The 20,818-nt window shown below is 48.4% G+C and carries 20 protein-coding genes; 9 read left to right on the top strand and 11 right to left on the bottom strand.

The window, feature by feature from the left end; genetic code table 11:
- Window positions 1-7: 7 nt before the first annotated feature.
- Window positions 8-820, bottom strand: coding sequence for a LysR family transcriptional regulator (locus tag EXIG_RS05920; protein ID WP_012370021.1), 813 nt, complete (start codon window positions 818-820; stop codon window positions 8-10).
- A 106-nt stretch (window positions 821-926) separates the two neighbouring features.
- Here EXIG_RS05920 and EXIG_RS05915 point away from each other — a divergent pair, with 106 nt between their 5' ends.
- On the top strand, window positions 927-2,165 hold the full coding sequence (locus tag EXIG_RS05915; RefSeq protein ID WP_012370020.1) for a purine/pyrimidine permease: 1,239 nt from the start codon (window positions 927-929) through the stop codon (window positions 2,163-2,165).
- Between the two features lie 138 nt (window positions 2,166-2,303).
- Here EXIG_RS05915 and EXIG_RS05910 read toward each other — a convergent pair whose 3' ends face one another.
- The 3 genes from EXIG_RS05910 to EXIG_RS05900 all read right to left on the bottom strand — a co-directional run bounded on the left by EXIG_RS05910 (window position 2,304) and on the right by EXIG_RS05900 (window position 5,702).
- The gene (locus EXIG_RS05910) at window positions 2,304-3,389 is read right to left on the bottom strand and encodes an MBL fold metallo-hydrolase (RefSeq protein ID WP_012370019.1); all 1,086 of its coding nucleotides are present in this window, start codon (window positions 3,387-3,389) and stop codon (window positions 2,304-2,306) included.
- A 122-nt stretch (window positions 3,390-3,511) separates the two neighbouring features.
- Window positions 3,512-3,994: a general stress protein gene (locus EXIG_RS05905; RefSeq protein ID WP_234944585.1), complete on the bottom strand. Its 483-nt coding sequence runs from the start codon at window positions 3,992-3,994 to the stop codon at window positions 3,512-3,514.
- A 121-nt stretch (window positions 3,995-4,115) separates the two neighbouring features.
- A complete protein-coding gene (locus EXIG_RS05900; RefSeq protein ID WP_012370017.1) occupies window positions 4,116-5,702 on the bottom strand; it encodes a peptide chain release factor 3 in 1,587 nt (528 codons plus the stop codon).
- A gap of 398 nt (window positions 5,703-6,100) precedes the next feature.
- On the opposite strand from EXIG_RS05900, the gene EXIG_RS05895 reads away from it, so the two are divergent.
- Window positions 6,101-7,348 carry an MDR family MFS transporter gene (locus EXIG_RS05895; protein WP_012370016.1) on the top strand — a complete coding sequence of 416 codons (1,248 nt, stop codon included), beginning with the start codon at window positions 6,101-6,103 and terminating at the stop codon, window positions 7,346-7,348.
- 104 nt (window positions 7,349-7,452) lie between these two features.
- On the opposite strand, the gene tnpB is transcribed toward EXIG_RS05895, so the two are convergent.
- Window positions 7,453-8,625 carry an IS200/IS605 family element RNA-guided endonuclease TnpB gene (tnpB, locus tag EXIG_RS05890; protein ID WP_012370015.1) on the bottom strand — a complete coding sequence of 391 codons (1,173 nt, stop codon included), beginning with the start codon at window positions 8,623-8,625 and terminating at the stop codon, window positions 7,453-7,455.
- Between the two features lie 444 nt (window positions 8,626-9,069).
- Here tnpB and EXIG_RS05885 point away from each other — a divergent pair, with 444 nt between their 5' ends.
- Entirely contained in the window at window positions 9,070-9,363 is a 294-nt protein-coding gene (locus tag EXIG_RS05885; protein WP_148206600.1) for a hypothetical protein, read from the top strand.
- Window positions 9,364-9,498: 135 nt separating this feature from the next.
- Here the strand turns inward: EXIG_RS05885 and EXIG_RS05880 are convergent, their stop codons facing one another.
- A complete protein-coding gene (locus tag EXIG_RS05880; protein WP_012370013.1) occupies window positions 9,499-10,299 on the bottom strand; it encodes a hypothetical protein in 801 nt (266 codons plus the stop codon).
- Between the two features lie 147 nt (window positions 10,300-10,446).
- On the opposite strand from EXIG_RS05880, the gene EXIG_RS05875 reads away from it, so the two are divergent.
- The 3 genes from EXIG_RS05875 to EXIG_RS05865 all read left to right on the top strand — a co-directional run bounded on the left by EXIG_RS05875 (window position 10,447) and on the right by EXIG_RS05865 (window position 13,311).
- Window positions 10,447-10,881, top strand: a complete 435-nt coding sequence (locus EXIG_RS05875; RefSeq protein WP_234944584.1) for an RrF2 family transcriptional regulator — start codon at window positions 10,447-10,449, stop codon at window positions 10,879-10,881.
- 91 nt (window positions 10,882-10,972) lie between these two features.
- Complete coding sequence (locus EXIG_RS05870) at window positions 10,973-11,986, top strand: hypothetical protein (RefSeq protein ID WP_012370011.1); 1,014 nt, start codon at window positions 10,973-10,975, stop codon at window positions 11,984-11,986.
- Between the two features lie 23 nt (window positions 11,987-12,009).
- Entirely contained in the window at window positions 12,010-13,311 is a 1,302-nt protein-coding gene (locus tag EXIG_RS05865; protein WP_012370010.1) for a VOC family protein, read from the top strand.
- A gap of 37 nt (window positions 13,312-13,348) precedes the next feature.
- On the opposite strand, the gene EXIG_RS05860 is transcribed toward EXIG_RS05865, so the two are convergent.
- Complete coding sequence (locus EXIG_RS05860; protein ID WP_012370009.1) at window positions 13,349-13,672, bottom strand: hypothetical protein; 324 nt, start codon at window positions 13,670-13,672, stop codon at window positions 13,349-13,351.
- A 92-nt stretch (window positions 13,673-13,764) separates the two neighbouring features.
- Here EXIG_RS05860 and EXIG_RS05855 point away from each other — a divergent pair, with 92 nt between their 5' ends.
- Window positions 13,765-14,190, top strand: coding sequence for a DUF2621 family protein (locus tag EXIG_RS05855; RefSeq protein WP_012370008.1), 426 nt, complete (start codon window positions 13,765-13,767; stop codon window positions 14,188-14,190).
- A 32-nt stretch (window positions 14,191-14,222) separates the two neighbouring features.
- On the opposite strand, the gene EXIG_RS05850 is transcribed toward EXIG_RS05855, so the two are convergent.
- Both EXIG_RS05850 and EXIG_RS05845 read right to left on the bottom strand, forming a co-directional pair.
- Window positions 14,223-14,705: a CcdC family protein gene (locus EXIG_RS05850; protein ID WP_012370007.1), complete on the bottom strand. Its 483-nt coding sequence runs from the start codon at window positions 14,703-14,705 to the stop codon at window positions 14,223-14,225.
- Between the two features lie 15 nt (window positions 14,706-14,720).
- Window positions 14,721-15,419, bottom strand: a complete 699-nt coding sequence (locus tag EXIG_RS05845; RefSeq protein WP_012370006.1) for a cytochrome c biogenesis CcdA family protein — start codon at window positions 15,417-15,419, stop codon at window positions 14,721-14,723.
- 213 nt (window positions 15,420-15,632) lie between these two features.
- Between EXIG_RS05845 and EXIG_RS05840 the strand changes: the two genes are divergently transcribed.
- The gene (locus EXIG_RS05840) at window positions 15,633-15,830 is read left to right on the top strand and encodes an aspartyl-phosphate phosphatase Spo0E family protein (protein ID WP_012370005.1); all 198 of its coding nucleotides are present in this window, start codon (window positions 15,633-15,635) and stop codon (window positions 15,828-15,830) included.
- 406 nt (window positions 15,831-16,236) lie between these two features.
- Complete coding sequence (locus EXIG_RS05835) at window positions 16,237-17,142, top strand: SH3 domain-containing protein (protein ID WP_012370004.1); 906 nt, start codon at window positions 16,237-16,239, stop codon at window positions 17,140-17,142.
- Window positions 17,143-17,196: 54 nt separating this feature from the next.
- Here the strand turns inward: EXIG_RS05835 and EXIG_RS05830 are convergent, their stop codons facing one another.
- Window positions 17,197-18,963: an ABC transporter ATP-binding protein gene (locus EXIG_RS05830; RefSeq protein ID WP_012370003.1), complete on the bottom strand. Its 1,767-nt coding sequence runs from the start codon at window positions 18,961-18,963 to the stop codon at window positions 17,197-17,199.
- On the bottom strand, window positions 18,953-20,710 hold the full coding sequence (locus tag EXIG_RS05825) for an ABC transporter transmembrane domain-containing protein (protein ID WP_012370002.1): 1,758 nt from the start codon (window positions 20,708-20,710) through the stop codon (window positions 18,953-18,955). Before EXIG_RS05825 ends, EXIG_RS05830 begins: the two co-directional genes overlap by 11 nt.
- Between the last annotated feature and the right edge of the window lie 108 nt (window positions 20,711-20,818).

The raw sequence follows: 20,818 nt of genomic DNA, 5'->3' as shown, positions 1-20,818 counted from the left end.
TTCGTTCTTACTCGTGGACAATCGAGACCCATTGTTGGGTCAGCGCCGATTGACCATCTTCCGTCAACCAGACAAGAGCCGTCGTACTCGTCGCGTCCGGTAACCGTTCCCGCACCAGTCCCGTCATGTCGAGCTCGCGGAGCGTACTTTCCGGTAACAGTGTCACTGCTTGTCCACTGCGGACAAGTCCAATCAAGGTCAAGACGTCGGAACAGGTTTCCTGCGAGACGACCCCGAACTGCTGGCTGAGCGTCTGAAAGACACCAAGTCCTTCCTGACTCGGAATGATGACGTCGGCATCCGGAAAATCAGGATGATGAATCTGATAAAACGGTTCTTCTTCCATCCATTCGATCGTGACACCTTGTGCCTCAATCGGCAGCCGGACGAGTGCCACGTCAATCGCATGATCCTTCAAACGATCAATCAAGGCAGCGGACTCGCCCTGATGAATTTGCAGCGTGATCCGGGGATGTCGTCGTTTCATCTCTTGCACCCATCCCGTCAATCGACCGGCGGACAACGTATTGACGCCGATCCGTAAGATGCCGGTCCGTCCTTCCTTGATGTCACTGACTTCAATCCGGGTTTCCGCTTCATACCGCAACAACGAGACGGCCCGTTCATACAGCCGCTCACCGCTGGCCGTGATCCGGATACCGCGTCCCGCCCGTTCAATCAGCCGTACACCAAGCAACTCTTCCATCTTTCGAATTTGTTGGGTCAACGCAGGCTGTGCCATCCGCAGTCGTTCCGCCGCCCGTGTGACGGATTGTTCTTCGACGACCGCGCAAAAATACCGATATTGGCGTAAATCCATATTCATCATCTCTTTCATATGTTTTCAGTCATAAATATGTATGAATCATAACATCAATCATATGATACGATGCTGAAATCAGCGATTTTTAAAGGAGACGATTTTTGTGAAACGTACGACGTCCACGGTCCAGTGGATTATTTTCTTATTAGCCAATACGATTGCCTTACCAATCGTCGTCGCGAGCCTGTTTGATCTCTCGAGTGTCGAGACGGCCGCACTTGTCCAACGCTCCTTCTTTGTCGGAGGAATTGCCTGTTTTCTCCATGGATTGTTCGGTCACCGTTTACCGATCGTGTCCGGTCCTGCCGGTTCATGGGTCAGCATCTTTGTCGTCATCGCCGCGTTGCCGGTCGATTCAAAGACGGCCTTCACGATTGCGATGGCCGCTGTCGTCATTGCCGGCGTTGTCTTGATTTTCCTCGGGTTGACGGGATGGACCCGCTTTTTATTACCGGTCTTTACGCCGCTCGTCAGCGGAACGTTTTTGCTTTTATTATGTATTCAACTGACCGGCGTCATGCTTGGTGCCGTTCTCGCCGTCGAAGCAACACGTCTTGCCGGCATTTTGACATTCCTGCTTGTCCTCGGACTCAGTCAATTTGGTCCGACCCGCCTCCGGCCGTTCGCTTTGATGATCGGCATAGTCGTCGGCTGGTTGGTCAGCCGTCCGTCGTTACCGGAAGCGTCCGGTGTCTTCGCCGTTCCGACCGCCTTACCGTTCGGAATGCCGCAATTTGACGGCAGTGCCTTTTTGGTTGCGATTCCGTTTGCGATTCTTTTGATCGTCAACTTGATTGCCGCGTTAAGCGCCGTCGAAGCGACGATTCAGAAAAAAGGGGCCTTGAATCAGGGGCTGACGGTCGAAGGGATCATTCACTTGATCGCGGCGACGTTCTCGACGCTCGTTCCGGTCCCGTTGCCGATCACAAGTGGTTTCATCGCTCAGACGGGAAGTAAGGAACGCCGTCCGTTTTTGATTGCCTCACTTGTCATCGCTCTGGTCGGGTTTTTCCCGAGCATCATCGGCATCATTGCGACGTTGCCGCGCAGTGTCGCCAGCGCCGCTTTGCTTGCGACGTTACCGCATATGTTCCTGATTGCCTGGCAGTCGGCTGAAAGCAGCATGACGACCAGTCGCCGGAAGCATGCCTTTGCGATTTGTGCCGTCATCGGAATCAGCATTCTGTTGCAATCGACGGTTTTGGCGGAAATCCTGCCACTGACGTTACGTCCGTTCTTCAGTAACGGCTTATTGATCGGCACGATGCTTGTGCTCGGGTTTGAAGTCATCGAACGTTTCCGTTCACGACGTGAAGCTCAATCAGAACGACTTGCCAGTTAATCTGTAGTCAACGTAAAATCCCCACTTTCTCGCAAAACGCGACAGAGTGGGGATTTTGTGTTTGAAATCATATAAAAGTAGTTCGTTACACTCGGCTTCTTCCCATGACTCCTACAGGAAAAGAAGACGAGGATTACTTTATCGTACCTCGCGCCACCATTTACGCGTCTGGCTCGTAGCCGTAACACTTTCACCAATCATCGGGGTCACGACCGGTACGTCGTGTTTCGCTGCTTCCTTCAGGACGCGTTCAACCGGTTCGAACCACGGATGAAACGCCAGCGTAAACGCCGACCAGTGGACGGGAATCATCACGTCCCCTTTGACATCGAGATGCGCGGCGAGCGTCTGTTCCGGCAACATATGCGAACTCGACCAACGGGTGTCGTATTGTCCGCATTCCATGATCGTTAAATCAAACGGACCATATTGTTCCCCAATGGCTTTAAAGTGAGGACCATACCCGCTGTCGCCGCTGAAGAAGATTTTTTTCGAGCCCTCAATCACCCATGACGCCCAAAGCGTCGAAAATTGATCGAGCCCGTTGCGACCCGAGTAGTGCCGGGCCGGTGTTGCCGTCAGGCGGAGACCGTTCGTCTCAAACGATTCATGCCAATCGAGTTCCGTAATCCGGGCCGGATCGACACCCCAGCCTTTCAGACGACTCGCGATACCAAGCGGGACGATGAATTGACCGACCCGATCTTTTAACGCCAGGACCGAATGATAATCCAAGTGATCATAATGGTCATGTGAATAGATGACGAGATCAATCGGCGGTAAGGCGTCAAGATCGACCTGTGACGTCGTCTGGAACCGTCCGCCCCCGAGTTTCGGGAACGGTGACGGGGCACGTCCGAGCATCGGATCAAAGAAAATCGTCTGATGATCCAGTTCAAGGAGGAACGCCGAGTGACCAAACCAGGTTACGCGCGGCTCGGTTCCGTCCGTCCGTCGTTCAAACGGTACGACCGGTAACGGCTTGACCGGCTTTAACGACGGTAATGCCCGACCGTAATCTTTTAAAATACTTTTCATCGTCTCCCATTCCATCTTCAGTTGGAACGGTAATTCATTTTGAAACTTCCCGTTCGAAAACTGACGCGAACGCGTATACTGCTGTTGATCTGCTTTTGACGGCCGGCGACCGAATAACGGATAACGGGTCATGAAGACCGCTCCCAGGACACCGAGTCCGGCTAATGCTGCTACTGTTTTTTTCATTTTTCTTCACCTCTTTGATACGTTCAGTATAGCACCGGTGATTTTCAAAACGGTAATGAACAAACTTCACTTTCACAAAAAAGGACGCAAAGCTGAAAAACTCAGCTTCACGTCCAGTTCGATTAATCTACATCGTCAGCCTTCCATTTTGAACGGTCACTCTTGTCATGATCATCTGTACGATCTGATTCATAATCATTGATGCCCGGATTTGCGACTTTCCCGCCGTGACGGTCGTTCTCATCGTTAGAATGATCATGTAAATGGTCGTGATCATGGTCGTGATTGTGATCATGTGTATGGTCATGTTCATCGTGCCGGTCTTTTGCGAACAATGCGATTCCTCCCCGCTCGACTTCCTGGTAATGGCGTTCCGCTTCATCATCGGAATGACCGACCCGCTTTAGTGTTTCCCGAAGCGGCGGCTCATGGCTGAACTTCGATTTGACTTGATCGATCCAGGACGCACCAGATGTCTCATCTGTTGCATCGTCCCGTCCCACTAATGAAAAATCAGAATCCTTATGTCCTTGCTGTTTTAGTGCTTGCATTTTTTGATGTAAACTCGATTCATCATGAAAAATGCCGATAAATTTTTTCGCCATCGTCAACACCATTCCTCTCACAGAGATATGAATTTACAGACTCCAATTTTTACCCTTCTTTTCGGATCTCAAAACGAAAAAAACGTATCTTCCAGTGAACCGGAAGATACGTTTTAACAGATTAGTCTTTGAGTAATTGTGGTGAATCAACGAGTGTGATGACACCGTCGTTTTTCTGAACGAATCGTTCGTAGACGAAATCATTTGCAAACAAGAGAACCGGGTTTTCCCAGCGGTCGTAGACGAGGACAGTCCGTGAATCCGTCAATTTCTTGACTTCACTGATTTCTGTCACTTTGACCCACTTCGCGACCTGGAAGTTTGCCGCATCTTTTAAGATATCAACGCCGTATTCCCCTTTGAGACGGTGTTCGAAGACTTCGAATTGAAGTTGTCCGATTGCGCCGAGGATGATCTCGTTATATTCCGTCTTGTAGACTTGAATCGCTCCCTCTTGTGCAAGCTGTTCGACGCCTTTTTGGAACTGTTTTGATTTTAGGGCATTTTTCGTGAAGACTTTCAGGAACAATTCCGGTGCGAACGTCGGCAAGGCCTCGTACTGCAGGCTCGGATCACCGTTCGTGATTGTATCGCCGATTTGGTAGTTGCCGGAATCGTACAGACCGATGACATCGCCGGCAAACGCTTCGTTGACCGTTTCCCGCTCATCTGCCATGAACTGTGTCGATTGCGACAGCTTCATCTTTTTGCCGGTCCGCGTCAGGACGACTTCCATCCCACGGTCGAACTTACCGGTACAAATCCGGACGAACGCGATCCGGTCACGGTGATTCGGGTTCATGTTTGCTTGGATTTTGAAGACAAAACCGCTGAAGAAATCTTGTGCCGGCTCGATTTGTCCTTTGTTCGACTCACGCGGAGTCGGTGACGGTGACAAGTTGAGATAATGCTCAAGCAACGGTGTGATCCCGAAGTCGACTAAGGCAGAACCGAAGAAGACCGGAGTCAATTCACCTTTCGCAATCAATTCTTCATTGTATTCATTGCCGGCTCCGTCGAGTAAATCAACTTCGTCGACTAACGTGTCGTACATTTCATTGTTGATCGTTGAGGCTAACTGATCGTTTGCGAGTCCTTCTTCGCCGAGATCAATCGTCAGACGATCGTTTTTAAAGCAGTGGAACTTCTCGTTGACACGGTCGTAGACACCTTCGAACTGTTGTCCTGATCCTGCAGGCCATGTAACAGCAACCGACGGAATCCCGAGGACTTCTTCGAGCTCTTCCATCAATTCGAGCGGGTCACGTGCTTGACGGTCCATCTTGTTGATGAACGTAAAGATCGGAATACCACGCATCCGGCAGACCTGGAACAGTTTCTTCGTTTGGGACTCGATCCCTTTCGCGGCATCGATGACCATGATCGCCGAGTCGACGGCTGTCAGGATCCGGTACGTGTCTTCCCCGAAATCGGAGTGACCCGGTGTATCCATGATCGAGACGATTTTTTTGTCATATTCGAACTGCATGACGGAAGACGTAACGGAGATTCCCCGTTGTTTTTCGATCTCCATCCAGTCGGATTTCGCAAATTTTGAGTTTTTCCGTGCTTTGACGGATCCGGCTTCTCGGATGGCGCCCCCGTGGAGCAGGAATTTTTCGGTTAACGTCGTTTTCCCGGCATCCGGGTGGGAGATGATACCGAAGATCCGGCGTTTCTCGACTTCGGTTTGAAGTAATTTTGTCATGTGTGGTAATTCCTTTCACCTATATATTCAACCTCGATACAGATACTTTTTCGCAACTAGTCTATCATACCGAATTTTCGCAGTCTCGTCCATTTCACTTTATTGACTCAATTTTCAGATTTCATATTGACAACTCCGCGCTTTCTTCTATACGATGACGAGGAAGTTACTATTACAAGAAGGAGGAGACGTACAATGTCACAATCATTTAATCAGCAACAACCGATTCACGTATTGGCTACAACTGTACGTCACCCAATCGTTTAATTTTCAATTAAGCAGGGTGTACGTATGCGTATACGTACATGCTGCCCTCTTATATCAGGACGGGTATGCCCATATTTGTGCGTATCCGTCTTTTTTATGGTCTAAAAACGGAAATATAAGGGGTTTTGTTTATGTTTACTGCACTAAAACAGCTTGACCGTAACATCTGGATCCGGTTCGTCGGGGAAACGATTACCGGCGTCATGATGTTCATGATTGCACCATTTCTTGTTCTGTACTATTCCGAACAGCTTGATTCGTATTTTTTAGTCGGCCTCATCATGGCGACCGGTCCAATCACGTCCCTGTTCGGTTCGTTCCTTGGCGGCTATCTCGCCGACCTGTACGGACGTAAACCGCTGATGGTCATCTCGATCGTCGGGGATGTCATCGCGTTGATCGGCTTTTCGTTCGCTGATTCGTTTTGGCCGTTATTATTGATGAATGCCTTGCTCGGTCTGACGAATTCCTTGTTCCACCCGGCAGCAAGCGCGATGGTCGCCGATGTCACACCGCCGGAACGGCTTAATGAATCATTCGGGTTGCTCCGGATGGGACATAATGTCGGAGCTGCGTTCGGACCGTTGATCGGAAGTGCCGTCCTGTTCATCGACCGGTCGCTGATCTTTTACGCCGCTGCCGCCGTCTTTTTCCTGTATGCCCTCGTCTTGTTAGTTTTCATCCAGGAAACCAAACCGGAACAGATCGAACACACGCACGACGAACCAAAGCTGTCGGCTTTCACCGTCCTGCGGAAAGATCATGTTTTCGTGATTTTCATTGCAGCCGGCGTTTTCATCTCAATGGGCTTCGCCCTCGTCGAAAGCATGCTGCCGGTTTTCCTGAAAGAAGCCTTGCCGGGACTGCCAAACGATAAAAATCCGTTCCCGTACCTGATGGGACTGAACGGCATCATGGTCGTCCTGTTCCAGTTCCCGGTCGCCGCCCGCTTGTCCGGTAAAGCATTCGGCAAAGTCATGTTGCTCGGCGCATCAATTTTCGGACTCGGAATGATATTACTTGCGTTCATCCCGTCGTATCTGTTTTCGCTTGGAACCGGCTATATCGTGCTCGTGACGATTTTACTGGTCATCTACGCCCTCTATACACTCGGTGAGATGATCATGTCACCGGTCCAGATGACATTCATCGCTTTGATCGCCCCGGAACACTTGCGCGGAACGTATAACGGTGCCGCCAGTATCCAGTGGCTGATTGGTGGAGTCACGGCGCCGCTCCTCGGATCCCTGTTCCTTGACTCCGGGAACGGACAATACGCGCTTGCCGGTGTCGGTGTCGCCTGTTGTTTGTCCGGACTTGTTTATCTCGCGCTTGACCGCTCGATCCAACGCGCGAAACGGTTGTCTCAATCCGCATAAATTAAAGTAGATTTTTTTACTCATTTAATTTGAACTACCTCCACCTACGCTTTGCTTAGAGGTGGAGGATTCCTGAGTGATCCAACCTAACGGTCGGAACCTGATCAGGCTAACCCCGTCGTCCTGACGGTTGAAGAAGCTAAGAGGCGTTCTGCTTCTTGTTTGAGATTCAGTCCTGCGTTCACATCTCGTTCGTGGTGGATCCCGCAATTCGGACATGTCCATTCACGCAAGCCAAGATGTTTCACGTCTTTGTGTTGATGGCCGCAACTGGAGCAGAGTTGGCTGGAAGCAAAGGTCTTGCCAACCTTCACGACGGTCTTCCCATACCAGCCCGCCTTGTACTCCAACATGCGGAAGAACGCTGACCAGCTGACGTCCGAGATGGACTTGCTCAACTTGCGGTTCTTCTGCATGTTTTTCACCTGCAAGGTCTCGATTCCGATGACGTCGTGGTTTTTGACGATCTCGGTGGATACCTTGTGCAAGAAGTCGGTTCGCTTGTTTACAATCTTTTCTTGGATGCGGGCGACCTTTCGTTTCTGCTTCTGGTAGTTCTTCGACTCAGAAAGTTTCACTTTCTTGTCCAAAGCCATGCGCTGCCGACGAGAGAGCTTGCGTTGCTCGCGTGCGAGCTTCTTCTCGAGCGAACGGAAGTAGCGGTCGTTTTGGTATACTGTGCCGTCTGACAAGATGGCAAAGTTCTTCAACCCGACGTCTACGCCGACGGATGAACCAGTCTTCGGCAGTTCGTGGATCTCCTGCTCGACGAGCAGGGAGACGAAGTATTTTCCTGAAGCGTTACGTCGGATCGTGGCGTTCAAGATTCGTCCTACTACCTGCCTCGAGTTGGCAAAACGCACCCACTTCAACTTCGGGAGTTTGAGCTTGTTGCCGACGATCGAGACCTCGGGCAGCTGGTTCTTCTTTTCGATATTGGTCTTGTAGGATTGGACGGGATGGCGCTTCGATTTGAATCGAGGCCGTTCGTTCTGCTTGTTGAAGAAGCGGTCATACGCATCGGTCAGGTGTTTGACGCTCGATTGAAGCGAATGGCTATCGACTTCTTTCAGCCAGTCGAACTCTTGCTTCAGCATTGGGATTTCTTTCGAACAAGAACCGTAAGACAGTCCTTTGCCTGTCGTTTTATACGTCTCATCCCACTTCGATAAGAAGTAGTTGAAGATGAAGCGCGAGCAACCAATGGTCTTCGCGATCAGGATTTCCTGCTCTTTTGTTGGGTAGATTCTGAATTTGTAGGCCTTATGCTTCAACATGATTTTCACCTCCTTGAAAGGTTTATACCCGAAAGGGAGGGGGGCGATTCACCTCCCACTTTCACTTCGTTTAGAAGTGGGAGTACTCTCGCCTAAATTAGATAGAAACCCCAAACCAGACACTCGTCAAAAGTATCCGGTTTGGGGTTTTCGTATGTATATGATTTAATAAGGAATTTTGTCCTATGTGATATTCGAGGAGGAGAAAGGGTATTGATAATTAAATAGTAGTATTTATTTTACAAGTTTTCCGTGGAGATATTTACTCTCCACAGCAGGAATCGAACTCCCCTACCTGTGTTATGTTTAAAGGTAGAAGGTTTCTCACAGAATTTGAGGACAGGAAGCCCACTGCTTCAGTGTCAGTGGTGGGAGTGTCAGGATCGTGACATTAACGTAGGAATCGCGATGCTTCAGTTCCGGGTTAAGGGAGAGACGATGCAGATGATTACCCATGAAAGAGCGCTATCCGTTCGCCAGTGCATCTTCGATTACTATCAACGCTTCGGAATCCGCTGTCAGGTTACGATTTTTACGGAGCAACCGCTCCAACTGTTATTGGACTTCGATTCCAATCGGGACGAATTGATTACACCACAACGACGAAGCCATTCTTGTCGCCATATCCGGGCTCATCTTGTCTCTGCCTTGATTACGTTTGATGACTCCTATACGCATGTTTATATGACAAAAGCCCCATTCACCTCCCTGACACGTTATTGCCTCCTGATCGTTTGACAAAATAGGTGGTCTGTTCCTATCTGAGAGAAAACTGATTATACATTCAAAGAATTCCTGAATCCGAAACAGCTAATGTGGGAAATGACTTCTGCTTCGAATGTTCCCAAAGACAGACTCGATTTCCGAACACCATCAAGATGGCAACACACCGTCCGCAACAAATGGACCAAATATAACGGGCAGAGGTTCTAACGTTCGTTGTACTTCGGCAATGAATCGACTCGAGCCGCTGACGAAAACGATTGGATCGTCTATTGAAATGAGTTCCAGGAAACTTTCGATTTCTTCGTCCCATCCCTCATTCTGAATGCTGTGAAAAATTAAGCCCTGTTTCGTGAGTAAATTAAGATTTGACAACATTTTCTTTGAAGATGGTTTTGTTGACCGGACATGTAAAATTGTCGTTGTCCGTCCACTCATCAGCGCATACTGCGCCTCATCGATGATGGCACCCAGATGATGCCCTTCCGCGACGAGCAGGACACCAAGACGAGACCAGTCACCCTGTTGCTTATATTTGCAAAAATGGCGACACGTCTCGACTAATTGATGATGGACAATCCGCCAGGCTTCGAGTACCGGATCCGTCGGTGACAATCCAAGCTCCACTCTGACCGCATCGACAATCTCGGTACTGACGATATCCGGATAGGTCAGGATAAAAGATTTTGTTTGCTTGATTTCATTTAATAAGACCATTTTAAACAGTTCACTGGATTCGTGTTGATGCGTGACATGTTTCATTAGTTGAGCTAACCGGAGGATCCGGAGCTCAAAGCTTTGCGATGGAAGCTCGAGACTTCCTATTTCCTGCAGTTCTGCGCTATACTTATTTTCCAACTGTTTATAAAAACGGCTGGCAATCCGTAAGCCGTTTTGATCCACTTGGGGTCCGATCGATTGTAACAGGTGTAATGCCTGATCAAAATGCATGACATGACCTACCTTTCCTCGTATATTATGCCCGACCTTTTCTTTAAATTCAATCTCTAAAATGCATCTTTAGATATGCACATTCAAACTTGTACTTTCTATTTAACTTCTCTAACATGTGTAGTTAAGTAGGTGATGAAAATGCGCATGACACGTTATACGGATTATGCAATCAGATCCCTGTTATTTGCCGGGGCAAACGCTGATCGATTGGTCCGAATTCAGGAAGTAGCGGACTGTTACGACATTTCAAAAAATCATCTGATGAAAGTCGTCTATCGTTTAGGACAAAATGGATTAATTCATTCTGTTCGAGGTCGAGGTGGCGGATTCCGTTTGGCAAGCCCGCCGGATGAAATTTATATCGGTGACGTAGTGCAACTGTTTGAACCAACAACCCATTTTTTAGATCCACTCGAAGGGACATCTGAACTCCCTTCTTTAGACCCTGCACGCGACGCTTTTGATGACGCGATTGCTGCGTTTCATCAAGTCTTGAACAGTTACACGATAAATGATTTACTTCATCCAACGAATTCTACACATCGACAAATCCTTGAAATGATTCCGAGCCGCGACTAATCGTGGGCGGAATCATTTTTTTGTCGACAGACATCCGTGACGTCATCTGAATCCGTGCGTGGTATACTTATATAAGAAAGGAGGGGTACAGATGAACCCTCACGAAGAACTCAACACTTTATATCTCCGCTTAAAAGAGGCAGATCCGTCACTCGAACGTGGTGAATCACTTTGGACCATTTTTGAAGACACGACTGATGCGACACTCCGTCCCCTTGCCTTATGGACGTTTTCTCAAAACCAATTCGATTTGGGTCACTTCCGCTCTTTTTTAGTTTCCTTTTCCCTTTTGATGGATTGGGTCCGAAAAGATGAATTGACATTAACCCCTAAACAGGAACTTGACTTGTACTGGAATTATAAATCCTATTTAATTTATGCAGCTGAACAGGAAGATATGCCCGTTGCCTTGTTAGAAGAAGATTTTGACCGGTTCGTTGATTTTTGTGACGCTCACGGCTTTGCCCGGACACGGGATTATATCGGCTTTATGATTTACAGCAAACTCGGTGACGAGGAACAAGCGGACCACTATCTTTCCGAATGGATTGACGCTCCGTCCGATGAATTAAGTGACTGCCCGTCTTGTGAAGGTTTCAGCCGGATGACTTATGCGATTGAACGCGGTTATGAAGACCGGGCCTTGTTACTGTATGCTGCCATCCGCCATGAGCGTGGCTGTTCGCGTATGCCCGATCAGGCCCATCCGTTTATCCTTCCGTTATTCATCAGCCGGAAGAAAGACCGGTTTGATTGGACGGAACGATTGATCCAAGAAGTCAAAAGGGTTAAACCGCTCTTTACAGGCGGCGATGAACCGTACCACCTCTATGCCGCCATGTATTACGACGACAAGTACGTCTGGTCGATGGAAGAGAAAAAACAGTTGATTCCATTATTGACGGACCGTGGTTACCTGCAATTCCTGCTCGCCCACTACGCAGCGTCCTACCGTGCTGCGCGTCATGCCGAAGTGGCCTATCTCGGAGTACTGCGTTCCAATATTTACGAAGTCGCCCAGGAGCTGGATCGACGGATTGACGGACATTTTTATTTGAATTTCGTCGAACGGGAACTCAAACGGGTCACGGAATTCATCGTTTAATTTTCTTGAGAGGACGTGTCGGAATGTTAGATCATGTACAGTTAGCTGCCCCAAGAAACTCGGAAGAACAGGCTCGGGCTTTTTATGCCGGGCTTTTACATATGAAGGAAGTTGACAAACCGTCCGGCGTCAACGCAAGTGGTGGTGTCTGGTTTGAATCACATGGCGCCGCACTTCACCTCGGTATCGAAGAGCCGTTTCATCCTGCCACAAAAGCACATCCCGGTCTGACCTTTTCGCATCTGGATGACTTGGCAAATCGCTTGCAGACTGCCGGATACCCGGTTCAGTTTGATGATCGTCTCGCACCACGTCGCCGTTTTTTCACAAATGATCCGTTCGGCAACCGGATTGAATGCATCGAACAGCAAATCCCCGTCATTGTCCCGAAGCGTCTGGCGAACGGTTCGCATGTTCGTCTGCTCGCACCGGCGTCAAGTCTTGCTACGGTCGAGTCAAGGATTCTTGATCAGGCGATCACGGTTTTGGAATCGTTTGGCTTACGGGTCTCGATCAGTCAGCATGCCCGGGCATTGAATCCGTTCGGTTCGAGTGATCCGGCATGCCGACTGGATGATCTCCATACTGCATTCGCCGATCCGTCGATCGATGCAATTTTATGTGTCCGCGGCGGGTTCAGTTCCAATGAATTGCTCGACGGACTGGATTACGATTTAATCCGGAATAATCCGAAGATTCTCTGCGGTTTTTCCGATATTACAGCGCTCAGTCATGCCCTTTTGACGAAAAGCGGACTCGTCACCTACTCGGGACCGATGTTACGTGCCCTTGCCTCCCGCGATGCCTATACATTACAGTCATTCGAACAGGTGTTGTTCGAAATCGGAACGACTCAGGTCCAGCCGAGTGTCAATTGGCATGATCAGCACGAAGGAAAAGAGGTAACGCTTCCGAACCCCGGACCCGTCATTCTCTCAAAAGGCTCCGGCAACGGACGTCTGCTCGGCGGGAATCTTTGTACGTTGAACCTTCTGCAAGGAACAACATACTTCCCGGATTTACGCGACAGTATTCTGTTCCTTGAAGATGATTACGAGGTCCATCCGGCAACTTTTGCCCGTGACTTCGCCTCCTTGATGGCGCAACCGGGAGCCGATCAAATCCGCGGGATCGTGTTCGGTCGTTTTCAGCTTGCGACACAGATGACGGACGAACACCTCCGTTATCTGGTCAGGCTGTACCCTGCCCTCGCGTCGATTCCGGTCATTTCCGGCGCGGACTTCGGCCATACGATGCCGCTGTTCACTTTCCCGATTGGCGGGACCGCCTCGATCGAGGACGACAGAATTTCCATTCAACATTAAAAAGAAGGAGTCGCGGCGATCCGCGTCTCCTTCTTTTTTAATAGTCGAGCAATCTCGAAGCATCAATTTGACGCTTCGATCCATCTGCGAACATCTCTAGTGTCGCGAGGATTTTATGATCGGTCAAATCGTATCGGACCAACGTGAAGTCTTCGAGCGTCGAAATCGTCTTAAACGTTTTTCCGACCGTGAATGCCCGCTTGCGGCTTGCGTCCTGAGCAGGAATCGTCACGAAGACAACCGTGATGTCCGCTCCGTTCGTATCATAATAAAATTCGACGACACGTCCGTCCGCCGTCTCCGGCAAGAGCCCTTTTTGAGGCCGTCCGGACTCGTCAAGTTGTACATAAGGTTGTAACATCGTTCCGCCTCACTTTCTCCGTCATTTATCATAGCACGACAAAAAAAATTATGCTAATGTATAAGTGATGTTGAAAGGGGGATGAGTCACGGATGGCATGGTTCATGAACGGAATTTTGCTCTGGGGCTTTATCATGATCACATTGATGGCGATTGGCGGTTTCTTCATGTTCCGGAAGTTCCTTAAGAAACTTCCGAAAGAAGACGGCAAATCGATGATGGACTGGGAAGATGAATACATCGACCAGACCCGCCATTTATGGACGGATGAAACACTTGATTTATTAAACGCACTCGTCATGCCTGTCCCGGCTGCTTTTCGGGATGTCGCACGTCGGAAAATCGCGGGACGGATCGGGCAGTTTGCACTGGAAGAACGGGCAACCGAGATGACGTCCGAATTGGTCGTCAAAGGATATATTTCAGCGACACCGAAACGGGACCATAAATTCTTAAAAAAAGCGTTACGCGAACACGCCATCGATTGGCGGGAATACGAACTGTATTTCCAAAACTAAAAGGAAGGACTCTCAGATGAGAATCCTTCCTTTTAGTTTTGCGGTAAATGTTTAACCGGGACGATGCCCGACTTGACCTGCTTATACTTCAGATACATCGCAATCCGCCAAGGCGCAATCATCCCGAACGCCACGAGATAAAAAATCCCGCCGGTCTCAAAGATATCGATTTGACCGCCGATGACAAACTTTGCCACTGTCCGGACAATTAAAATCCCGAACAGGACGATGAAAAAGGCTTTCGATCGTTGCAGATAAATCTGCCCTTCGGCTTCGTAGAAATTGGACGTCTTGATTAAAAAAATACTGAAGATCGCACCAACTAGCAATGCTTCTGCCACTTCCGTCCATGTCAGGCGGGATGCCGGATATAAAAACTGTAGCATTCCGGTCGACATGGCGAAGGGCGGGATTAAGATTTTTTTAGCGTTCGTCGGTTTAGCTGAAGCTTTGACACGAATGAAGCTGATCAGTAAACCCATGACGAGCGCAACCCCTGTTGATACCCAAATCATCCCATCACTTCCTTGTTAAAATCCAGTGAATCCTACGATATCACTCATCCATGCGGCAAATGCACTGAGTCCGTCAAAATAAAGGACGATTCCGAACAACATCATCAATGCGCCGCCGAATTTTGTTAACTTCAAGCTGTACTGCACGAACAATCTCGAACGACCGACGAAAAAGGCCATCAGTAAAAACGGAATCGAGAATCCGAGTACATAAAACAGCATATACAACATACCTTGGCTTGGATTCGTCGCTGCAAGCCCGATGACGCCTGCCAAAATCGGACCCGTACACGGTGTCCATCCAGCAGCAAAACCGATTCCGACAAGGATGGTACCGATGTATCCGCCCTTTCGTTCACCTAAGTTCAGTTTTTTCTCACGCATCAGGAATTTCGGTTGCCATAATCCAAGCAACACTACGCCGAAAACAAAAATGACAAGTGCGCCGACCATCCGTAACGTGTCACGGTAGGTGATGAAGACATCCGCCAACAGCGAAGTCGATAGACCAAGAACGGCAAACACCATCGCAAATCCAACCAAAAAGGCTACAGTATGCAACAACGACCGTTTTTCTCTGACCCCTTTTTCTTTCAAGTCCGTTACAGAAACACCGGTAATATAAGAGAGGAATACCGGATATAACGGAAGCGTACAAGGTGAGACAAATGACAACAACCCTGCACCAAACGCTAACCAAAGCGAGAGCTCCATTTCAGCAGCTCCTTTCTAATAAGAAGAAGTTCCTTCTCTATTTTGCCAAACTAATCGACATTTAGCACCTATTATCTTCCGAAAGACAAAAAAGATTCGTGACAATTGAAATTACAAAAAAATTACATTTCCTCAAAACAGATGAAATGTCGTTGCACTGCCAGAAACCACTTGCTAGAATATGGATATGACACCAATGTAAGGGAGGATTCTATGACAAGCCAGCATCTACTGAATTTAGCAATCGAGGCAAAACGAAGTGAACTGTATCATCAAGCGGATCGGTCTAGTTTCACATCCCCTCATGTTTTGAAACTGAGTCATGAACTCGATTTATTATTACTGGAATACTCCCGTTTCGTTCAGAAGTATACGTATCCTTCGCGTACGAACGAATCTGTTTTAGGATAAAACACTGTTTTGTAGTCGCAACAACACAACAGTCACCCATATAGCTTGATATAAAAGTCGTTGACGTATGGTATCCGTCAGCGGCTTTTTCATGTTCCTTCTATATAACGCGACTTTTATTTTCAATTTTTTAAGAAAATCTTTACTTTCTTGTTTTGATCCTTTTTTGAGTCTTTAGTTAGGCAAATAGTTAGAATATTTCCTCTTCACCATGCCTAAAGTCCTACTTCCCCTTTAATTTTCCAAGCATTATGACCTAGACATGACAAAACATGCATTTTTGCAATGTGTTTGTCATACTAGCCCGGTTTGTAACTTGAATGACTCTGACCTGTAAACGCACAACCCTGAATTGCCGTGTAAAGTAGGAACAGTAAACACAGCATATGTCAGGAGGACATCAATAATGAAAAAAGCAGTTTTCGCTGCAGGTCTTGCAGCAACGGCTCTATCAGTAGGATTCGCCCAAGAGACAGAGGCTGCCTCAGAGACGGTAACAGTAAATACAGCGGTATTAAATGTACGCACAGCGCCTACAACAGCATCAGCAGACGTAGGTAACGTATATAAAGGTCAAAAATTAAATGTCGAGGGACGTTCTGGCGCATGGATTCAAACAAACATCAATGGCCAAAAACGTTATGTACACGGCGCTTACACTTCAGCCGGTTCTTCATTCGACTTTAAAAAAGCTACAGTCACTACGGCAGTACTAAACGTTCGTACGCAACCTACTACAAACTCTAAAGACGTTGGCAACTTGTATAAAGGTCAATCCGTTAACGTAGAAAGCAAAGTCGGTGCTTGGATTAAAACAACAATCGACGGAAAAACTCGTTACGTACACAGCGCTTATACAACTTTAGCAGGTTCAACAGCAAAAGCACCAGCGGTCAAAGCTCCAGCAACTAAACCGGCAGCACCAGTTGCGAAAGCAGCTCCAAAAGCAGCAGCTAAACCAGCTGTAGCAACAAAACAAACTACAGCGGCTAAATCAGGTACGAAAGTAACAATGAATGTTTCTGCGTACACAACTGATCCATCAAACAATGGTAGCCGCCTATACAATGGCCGTGCATTGACTGCTAGCGGTTATGATGTCACAAATACGATCACGTACAATGGTATGCGTATCGTTGCAGCATCAGCTCAATACCCAATTGGTACACGCATGCACATCTCAGGTATCGGTGAAGCCATCGTACTTGACCGTGGCGGCGCAATCCAAGGTAACAAACTTGACCTTCTCGTTGGTTCACAACAAGAAGCACTCAACTGGGGACGTCAAAACGTCACTGTAACTGTCTACTAATTTTAAACACAAACAACCTGCCGGGCGAGATCGCCTGGCAGGCTTTTTTGTGTCTTATGATACCGACGAAACGTGACCGGATTGCAGTTCATACATCTTTTTATATAATCCGTTCTTTTCAATCAGTGTCTGATGGTTCCCTTGTTCGACGACTTCCCCTTGATGCAGGACTAAAATCAGATCCGCATCCTGGATTGTCGACAACCGGTGGGCAATCGCAATCGTTGTTCGTCCCTGCCGCATCCGTTTTAAGGCGACCTGCACTTTTTCTTCCGTTTCCGTATCGATTGAACTTGTCGCTTCGTCGAGAATCAAGACTTTCGGGTCACGTGCCATCGTCCGGGCAAACGAAACGAGTTGACGTTCTCCGGCAGAGAAGGTAGCTCCCCGCTCCGCAACCGGACTGTCATATTGTTCGTCGAGCTGATTGATGAACCCGTCTGCTTGAACAAAGCGAGCCGCTTCCTCCACTTTTTTGAATGGAATGGACGGATCAAACAACCGGATGTTATCGGCGACACTGCCTGTAAACAGGAATGAATCCTGTAAGACCAGTCCGACATGACGCCGCAATTCGTCTTCCGGCAATTGTTCGAGCGGCTGTCCATCAATCAGGATCCGACCCGACTGATAGGAATAAAAGCGCATCAAAATATTGATGATTGAACTTTTTCCGCTGCCGGTCTGACCGACCAGGGCAACCGTCTGCCCTTTTTTCGCTTCAAACGAAATCCCTTTTAAGACTTCCTTTTCCCCGTCGTAACTGAAGCGGACGTTATCAAAGATGATATGTCCTTCTGTGATGTCAGCATCACCTGCAATCGTCTTCGCGGGTTCCGGCTCATCCGTATCGAGCACTTTAAAGACCCGGTCCGCCGAAACGATAGCCTGTTGGAATTCAGACAAGCGTTGCATGATTTGCTGGACCGGTTGAAAAATCCGTTCCATGTAACTGATAAAAGCATAGACGACCCCGACTTGCACCGTTTGCGAAAAGGACAGGACACCGAAGTACGTAATCAGGGACGCAATCGTCAGTGCAAGCATCAGTTCAATGATCGGACGCAACAGCCAACTGTCAAGTTTCAGGTTCTTGTAACGGCCGTTTTGATGGGCGATGTTCGTTTCTTCGAACTCCGCCATCAGCCGTTTTTCCTGCCGAAATTGTTGGATGATGGCCATTCCGTTGATCGACTCATTTAATTGTCCGTTAATCTTCGATAATAAATCCCGGACTTCTGCATAGTATTTCGTCGAGTAACGACGGTAAATCCAGATGATGAAATAAAACAGCGGCAATAAGACTAACGCAATCGTCGCCAGGCGCGGTTCAAGCAGATACAGGAAGATATACGTTCCAATCAATTGGACCCCGCTTTGGACGAATGTCGACAAAACGCCGATGTACAGCTCTTTGATTGCTTCCGTATCATTCGTAATCCGTGAAACGAGCACTCCGGCCGGTGTCCGGTCGAAGTAACCGAGCCGAAGATGCATGACGTGACGGAACACATCAATCCGGAGCCGTTGAATGACTTTCAGGGCAATTTTTTGGAACTCAAATGCCTGCAAATAATCGACGACGATACCGGTCGTATGCAACAGCAAGTAGACACCAAACAATAACGCAACTTCCTGGACCGGATAGTTCCCGACGGCCACATAATTATCGATAAAGATTTTGACGAGATAAGGTCCCCCGAGCTTTGCTCCGGTCGTCACCAGCAACAGTAAGAAGGCGACTAACACCTGTTTTTTAAACGGTTTGACGAAGCCAAGCAATCGTCGCAAGACCGCTTTTTCATTAATATCATGATTCAAGCGTTCCACCTCCCTGTTCGACGAGTGATTCCAGTTGCTGGCGGTCGTATGTTTCTTTATACCAACCGTTCCGCGCAAGCAATTCGTCGTGTGTTCCCCGTTCAATGATTCGTCCCGCATCGAGAACGATGATTTCATCCGTATGCGAAACGGCTGACAGACGGTGGGCAACGATGATTTGCGACTGTTCATTATCCGCTGTCCGGAAATGTTCGATGATCGCTTCTTCCGTCTTCGCGTCAACCGCCGACAACGCATCATCGAGTACCAGAATCGGACAATCTGCAAGCAATGCCCGGGCAATCGAAATCCGCTGCTTTTGACCGCCGGATAACGTGACGCCGCGCTCCCCGACCATCGTCGCGTACCCTTCCGTAAAGCCGAGAATATCCTCATGTACGGCAGCAATCCGTGCGGCTTCCATGATTTCTTCCATCGAAGCATCCGGTTTGGCAAAGGCAATATTATCGGCAATCGAAGCAGAGAACAGGAAATGATCCTGCGGTACGATGGCGACCTGCTTGCGGACCGTTTCCCGCGTCAATTGTTTGACGTCTTGTCCGCCAATCGCAATCGAACCGTATTTGACATCGTATTCGCGTGATAACAGGCGAACGAATGTCGATTTCCCGGCACCGGTCCGACCAACGATTCCAAGTGTCCGACCGGGTGTCAATGTCACATGAATGTTCTCAAGCACAGGTTGTGTCTCATATACAAACCGATCAATCGCGACTTGTAAATCAGCGGATGCAACCGTCGTCGCCGCTTCTTTCGCATCCTTGATTTCCGGCTCGATCGCAAGCATCCGTTCGATCCGGTCGTACGAGGCACGTCCCCGTTCAACGATATTAAACAACCAGCCGAACGCGAGCATCGGCCACGTCAATAAACCCAGGTATGTAGTGAAAGATACGATGTCCCCAATCCGAATTTCGCCTTGCTGCAATAAATAGGCGCCGTATCCAACGGCAATGATATAAGACAAACCGACCAAACCGAAAATCGTCGGATCAAATAAGGCATCGATTTTTGCGACCCGGCGGTTTTTTTGTACGACATCGTCTGACAGCGATGTAAACGTACCGACATCCGACTCGACTTCCCCGGTGGCTTTTAAGACCCGGACCCCGCTGACGCTTTCTGCGACTTTATCATTTAAATCGGAAAAGGCTTCTTGTGCATCATGAAACCGCGAGTGCAGCATCTTGCCGTAACGTGATGTCAAATACACCATCAACGGCATCGGTAACAGGGAAACAAGCGTCAGCTTCCAACTGATTGTCGTAATCATCGTGATGATGACAAAACTCCCCATCGTCACGGAATCGACGAGTGTCAAAATACCGGCTCCAGCCGTCATCGAAACCGCTTGCACATCGTTTGTCGCATGAGCCATTAAATCCCCGCTACGGTACTTTTTATAAAACGATTGATCCAAGTCAGAAAAATGACCGTATAACTGACTTCGTAACAACCGCCCGAGCCGGATGGATGCGCCGAAGATGAAGAACCGCCAAAAATAACGAATCACATAGGTCGATACCCCGATCAACACCAGTGTGCCAACTAGTTTCCACAAATCATTTTTCGTCAAACTGCCTTCGCTCAGTCCGTTGACCGTCGAGCCGATCACTTTCGGCGGAATCAGTTCCAGTCCGGCAACAAAAATTAAAGCAATGATCCCTAAACTGTATGCTTTCCATTCGAGTCGGAAAAACCAACTCAGTTTCCTGAAGACTCCCATACAAGTCCCCCCTTTTTAAATTCGATTGAGTATTTCTAATAGTCTCACATTTCAGATTAGCCATCTTCCTAAAAAATAGCAAACAAAAGGAGACCAAATTGGTCTCCT

Source organism: Exiguobacterium artemiae 255-15 (assembly GCF_000019905.1).
In the GTDB taxonomy this organism is placed as follows: Bacteria; Bacillota; Bacilli; order Exiguobacteriales; family Exiguobacteriaceae; genus Exiguobacterium_A; species Exiguobacterium_A artemiae.
This window is presented reverse-complemented; position numbering and strand designations above follow the sequence as displayed.

Coding starts and splice junctions, on each gene's coding strand:
- tnpB (WP_012370015.1), bottom strand. CDS start 8,625: ATGTTGAAGCATAAGGCCTACAAATTCAGAATCTACCCAACAAAAGAG.
- EXIG_RS05835 (WP_012370004.1), top strand. CDS start 16,237: ATGAAAAAAGCAGTTTTCGCTGCAGGTCTTGCAGCAACGGCTCTATCA.
- EXIG_RS05825 (WP_012370002.1), bottom strand. CDS start 20,710: ATGGGAGTCTTCAGGAAACTGAGTTGGTTTTTCCGACTCGAATGGAAA.
- EXIG_RS05865 (WP_012370010.1), top strand. CDS start 12,010: ATGTTAGATCATGTACAGTTAGCTGCCCCAAGAAACTCGGAAGAACAG.
- EXIG_RS05875 (WP_234944584.1), top strand. CDS start 10,447: ATGACACGTTATACGGATTATGCAATCAGATCCCTGTTATTTGCCGGG.
- EXIG_RS05845 (WP_012370006.1), bottom strand. CDS start 15,419: ATGGAGCTCTCGCTTTGGTTAGCGTTTGGTGCAGGGTTGTTGTCATTT.
- EXIG_RS05900 (WP_012370017.1), bottom strand. CDS start 5,702: ATGACAAAATTACTTCAAACCGAAGTCGAGAAACGCCGGATCTTCGGT.
- EXIG_RS05850 (WP_012370007.1), bottom strand. CDS start 14,705: ATGATTTGGGTATCAACAGGGGTTGCGCTCGTCATGGGTTTACTGATC.
- EXIG_RS05870 (WP_012370011.1), top strand. CDS start 10,973: ATGAACCCTCACGAAGAACTCAACACTTTATATCTCCGCTTAAAAGAG.
- EXIG_RS05885 (WP_148206600.1), top strand. CDS start 9,070: ATGATTACCCATGAAAGAGCGCTATCCGTTCGCCAGTGCATCTTCGAT.
- EXIG_RS05840 (WP_012370005.1), top strand. CDS start 15,633: ATGACAAGCCAGCATCTACTGAATTTAGCAATCGAGGCAAAACGAAGT.
- EXIG_RS05880 (WP_012370013.1), bottom strand. CDS start 10,299: ATGCATTTTGATCAGGCATTACACCTGTTACAATCGATCGGACCCCAA.
- EXIG_RS05860 (WP_012370009.1), bottom strand. CDS start 13,672: ATGTTACAACCTTATGTACAACTTGACGAGTCCGGACGGCCTCAAAAA.
- EXIG_RS05920 (WP_012370021.1), bottom strand. CDS start 820: ATGGATTTACGCCAATATCGGTATTTTTGCGCGGTCGTCGAAGAACAA.
- EXIG_RS05855 (WP_012370008.1), top strand. CDS start 13,765: ATGGCATGGTTCATGAACGGAATTTTGCTCTGGGGCTTTATCATGATC.
- EXIG_RS05910 (WP_012370019.1), bottom strand. CDS start 3,389: ATGAAAAAAACAGTAGCAGCATTAGCCGGACTCGGTGTCCTGGGAGCG.
- EXIG_RS05905 (WP_234944585.1), bottom strand. CDS start 3,994: ATGGCGAAAAAATTTATCGGCATTTTTCATGATGAATCGAGTTTACAT.
- EXIG_RS05895 (WP_012370016.1), top strand. CDS start 6,101: ATGTTTACTGCACTAAAACAGCTTGACCGTAACATCTGGATCCGGTTC.